Origin of the sequence: Prosthecobacter sp., assembly GCF_044378005.1 — a bacterium.
In the GTDB taxonomy this organism is placed as follows: Bacteria; Verrucomicrobiota; Verrucomicrobiia; order Verrucomicrobiales; family Verrucomicrobiaceae; genus Prosthecobacter.
Genome location: NZ_JBILYB010000268.1, coordinates 1 through 4,131, shown reverse-complemented (window position 1 = coordinate 4,131; position 4,131 = coordinate 1). Strand labels below are relative to the sequence as shown.

General features: G+C 60.8%; 4 protein-coding genes. 1 reads left to right on the top strand and 3 read right to left on the bottom strand.

Going from position 1 to position 4,131, the window contains the following annotated elements; genetic code table 11:
• Positions 1 to 95 precede the first annotated feature (95 nt).
• The 3 genes from AC6FTP_RS25860 to mntR form a co-directional block, all read right to left on the bottom strand.
• Positions 96 to 1,379: an MFS transporter gene (locus AC6FTP_RS25860; protein ID WP_497209783.1), complete on the bottom strand. Its 1,284-nt coding sequence runs from the start codon at positions 1,377 to 1,379 to the stop codon at positions 96 to 98.
• Between the two features lie 182 nt (positions 1,380 to 1,561).
• Positions 1,562 to 2,977: a 3-isopropylmalate dehydratase large subunit gene (leuC, locus tag AC6FTP_RS25855; RefSeq protein WP_497209782.1), complete on the bottom strand. Its 1,416-nt coding sequence runs from the start codon at positions 2,975 to 2,977 to the stop codon at positions 1,562 to 1,564.
• Positions 2,978 to 3,068: 91 nt separating this feature from the next.
• A complete protein-coding gene (mntR, locus tag AC6FTP_RS25850) occupies positions 3,069 to 3,524 on the bottom strand; it encodes a transcriptional regulator MntR (protein ID WP_497209781.1) in 456 nt (151 codons plus the stop codon).
• A 140-nt stretch (positions 3,525 to 3,664) separates the two neighbouring features.
• On the opposite strand from mntR, the gene AC6FTP_RS25845 reads away from it, so the two are divergent.
• Positions 3,665 to 4,131 (top strand): transporter (locus AC6FTP_RS25845; protein ID WP_497209780.1); only part of this gene is annotated, 467 nt, incomplete at its 3' end.

Below are 4,131 nucleotides of genomic sequence, written 5' to 3'. Positions count from 1 at the left end.
AGCGGCCCCCACCATGCGAAGCGTTGTGTTTTCATCGGTCGCCTTATTTACACCACCCCTTCAACTTTGCCAATCGACAGGTTTTCAAACACGGCCTAGGATTGATCGAGCGACTTCACATTCGTCTCCTCAGCGAGCCAGACGGAGATGATGGTGATCCCGGCCATGCCGATGAGATAGAGAGCGATGGGCCAAGGTTTGCCGCCGGAGCTGGCGAGCAAGGCGGTGGCGATGAGCGGGGCGAGGCCACCTGCGAGTGGCGAGGCGAGCTGGTAGCCGAGTGAAGCGCCGCTGTAGCGCACGCGTGTGCCGAACAGCTCTGAAAAGAAGGCGGCCTGCGGGCCATACAGGGCGCTGTGGATGATGAGGCCGAGCGTGATGGCGAATGCGAGCGCCGTGGTGGAGCGGAGGTCGATGAGCCAGAAGAAGGGGAAGGCAAAGAGGATGATGAAGATGGCTCCGCCGATGTACACGGGCCGCCTGCCGATGCGGTCCGAGAGCCAGCCGAAGAAGGGAATAACAAAGAACTGCACGCCGGAGCCGATGAGCACGGCCTGGAGCACTTGATCTTTGGTGAAGCCCGCCTGCTGCGTGGCGTAGGTGAGCACGAAGGCGGTGATGATGTAGAAGAAGGCGTTCTCACCAAAGCGCGCGCCCATGGCGAGCAGGACATTGCGCGGATAGCGGCGGATGACCTCGAAGATGGGCATCTCGGTGGTGGAGTTGCTTTTTTTGGCCTCGGTGAATACCGGACTCTCCAAAATGCGCAGACGGATGAACATGCCCACGCCGAGAAGCAGGATGCCTATCAAGAACGGAATGCGCCAGCCCCAGACGAGGAAGGATTCCTCCGGAATGACGGAAGAAAGCGTGCGAAAGACGGCGGTGGCCAGCAGCAGGCCGATGGGAACGCCAGCCTGTACCCAGCTCGCCAAAAAGCCGCGCTGCCCCGCCTTCCCATGCTCCACGGCCATGAGCACCGCACCGCCCCATTCACCACCGACGCCCAGCCCCTGGATGAAACGCAGCGAGACCAGCAGGATGGGCGCGAGGATGCCCGCCTGGTCATACGTTGGCAGCAGGCCAATGCCGAAAGTGGCCAGGCCCATCATCATCAGCGTGGTGACGAGCATGGACTTGCGCCCGAGCTTGTCGCCAAAGTGACCGAAGACGATGCCACCGAGTGGTCGTGCGAAAAAGCCGACCGCGTTCGTCGCAAATGAAGCCATCGTGGCCGCCAGTGGGTCCATTTGAGTGAAGAAGAGCTTCCCAAACACCAGCGCGGAGGCGGTGACGTAGAGGAAAAAATCATACCACTCAATGGTGGTGCCGATGAAGCTGGCGAGGACGACGCGGCGGGTGTTACTGGCTTGGGACATGAGTGGTCTGGCTTATGAAAGCCTATGGCTGGATGGGTGCAGAGGGAGCCAAAGAACGGGCTTAACTGACCGTGTTGGTCAATAAGTCACCAGCTTGAGTCCTTGCCATCCTTGAATGAACCGACCTCATGTCGGCCCGGCGGGCTGATGCCACGCACGGGCAGACAGTCTGCCAGCGCAGATCAGCCCGCGATGGAGAAGACCTCACGGGCATCGGCGATGCTGCCGGTAAGTGCGGCGGCGGCGACCATGACGGGACTCATGAGGACGGTGCGGCCTGTGGGGCTGCCTTGACGGCCTTTAAAGTTGCGGTTGCTGGAGCTGGCGCAGAGCTGGTCGCCGACGAGCTTGTCAGGGTTCATGGCGAGGCACATGGAGCAGCCCGCGTTGCGCCATTCGAAGCCGGCGTCGGTGAAGATTTGGTCGAGGCCTTCCTGACGGGCGATGACATCGACGACCTGGCTGCCGGGGACGACGATGGCTTTCACGCCAGCGGCGACTTTGCGGCCCTTGATGAACTTCGCCACTTCGCGGAAGTCGCTGATGCGGCCGTTGGTGCAGGAGCCGATGAAGGCGACGTCGATCTTGGTGCCCTTGATGGGCTGACCGGCGGGGAGCTTCATGTAGTCGAGAGCTTCCTGGATGGAGATGCGGCCGGGCTCCGTGGCGGCGCTTTCAGGCTTCGGCACGTTTTCGGTCACGGAGATGGCCTGGTCAGGGCTGGTGCCCCAGGTGACGGTCGGTGGCACGTCTTTGGCCTTGATGTTGACGATGTCGTCATAGACGGCGTCGGCATCCGAAGCGACCGCGCGCCATTGGGTGACGGTGCTCTCCCAGGCAGCGCCTTTCGGGGAGTAATTGCGGCCTTTGAGATACTCGAAGGTCTTCTCGTCCGGGTTCACATAACCGCAGCGGGCACCGCCTTCGATGCTCATGTTGCAGACGGTCATGCGCTCTTCCATCGTGAAGCCATCGAAGGTGCTGCCGCCGTATTCGTAGGCGTAGCCGATGCCGCCATTGGCACCGAGCAGGCGGATGATGTGGAGGGCCACGTCCTTCGAATACACGCCGGGGCGGAGCTGGCCGTCCACGTTGATGCGGCGGACCTTCATGGGGCTCAGCGCCATGGTTTGCGTGGCCAGAATGTCGCGCACCTGGGTGGTGCCGATGCCGAAGGCGATAGCTCCGAAGGCGCCATGCGTGGCCGTGTGGGAGTCACCGCAGGCGATGGTGGTGCCGGGCTGGGTGATGCCCTGCTCAGGTCCGACAACGTGGACGATGCCCTGTTTGCCGCTGCTAAGGCTGAAATAGGTGATACCGAAGTCCTTGGCGTTCTTGTTCAGCTCCTGGATCATGGCTTCCGCCAAAGGATCGGCGAAGGGAGAAACCTGGCTGTCCGTGGGGACGATGTGATCGACGGTAGCAAAGGTGCGGTGCGGGTAGGCGACCTTCAGATTCAGGTCGCGAAGCATGCCAAAGGCTTGCGGGCTCGTCACCTCATGCACCAGATGGGTATCAATGAGAAGCTGTGTCTGTCCGTTCGACAGTTTTCCGACGGCGTGTGATTCCCAAACTTTAGCGAAGAGTGTCTTTCCCATGGTGTGTGCTTTTGGAGGTGGAGGGCGAGCCTAGCACGCCAAACCAGCCGTGCAAATCACGGGGTGAATTTCTCTCAATCGCCGCTTCTCGTCACGCCCCGGCCTTTGTCAGCCGCTTCTTCAGCTTCTTCAGCAGCTCGGGGTTCCCCTCCAGCTCCTCCATCAGCAGCGTCAGTACGTCGAGCGTCTGGCGACTCATGTGGTGCTCCATGCCTTCCACATCTTCATGCACGGTCTTTGGGTCCAAACCGAAGCCGGAGAGCAGGCGCGTGAGCACTTCATGCCGCCGGGCGATCTCCTGGCCGATCTTCTTCCCTGCGTCTGTCATCACCACGCCGCGATAGCGCTCATAGATGACGTATCCCTCAGCATCCAGCCGCTGAATCATGTTCGTCACGCTGGCCTGGGAGATTTCCAGGTTCTTCGCGATGTCCACCACGCGGGCGTAGCCCTTTCCCTCGATCAGATTGTGGATCTGCTCGAGATAGTCTTCGATCGCGGGAGAGTGAACGTGCGCGGTGGTTTCCTGGCGCTTGGCGGGTGGCATGGGCGGGCCGGATGAGTAGCGGAAACAAGCGGGAGGAAAAGCGGAAGTTCTCGGGTGAAGGCAGGAAAGTTAGCCCAGGCTAAAACTAGCACTTGCGAGATTGAGCGAAACTGCCAGTCTTAGCCCAGCCTAAAATTGCCATGCGAACCAAGCTTTCCTTTCTCAGCCTGCTCATCGCGGTTTCACAGCTCGCCGCCGTCGAGCCTGTCCGCGAGATGAGCACGGATCGACCTGACACCACGGAGTCACCCTATTCGGTCCCGGCGGGCATGTTTCAGATCGAGGCGAGCTTCTTCGACTACAGCCGTGATGCGAACAAGGGCATCGGCTCCGCGGACCAGTGGATCTACGGACAGATCAATTTCAAGATGGGCATCCGTCACGACTCAGATCTCCAGGTCATCGTGAACAGCCACGCCATCGCGGGTGAGTCTGAGCGCGGTGACAGCACGCGCACGACCGGCTTTGGCGACATCACCTTGCGCTATAAACAGAACCTCTGGGGCAACGACAGCGGCACCACGGCCTTCGCTTTGATGCCGTATCTGACCATCCCCACTCATACCGGCGTGAGTGATAAAGCTTGGGCCGGTGGCCTCATCATGCC

Bases quoted from the DNA above. Each gene is read 5' to 3' on its own strand.
- mntR (WP_497209781.1), bottom strand. From the start codon at position 3,524: ATGCCACCCGCCAAGCGCCAGGAAACCACCGCGCACGTTCACTCTCCC.
- AC6FTP_RS25860 (WP_497209783.1), bottom strand. From the start codon at position 1,379: ATGTCCCAAGCCAGTAACACCCGCCGCGTCGTCCTCGCCAGCTTCATC.
- leuC (WP_497209782.1), bottom strand. From the start codon at position 2,977: ATGGGAAAGACACTCTTCGCTAAAGTTTGGGAATCACACGCCGTCGGA.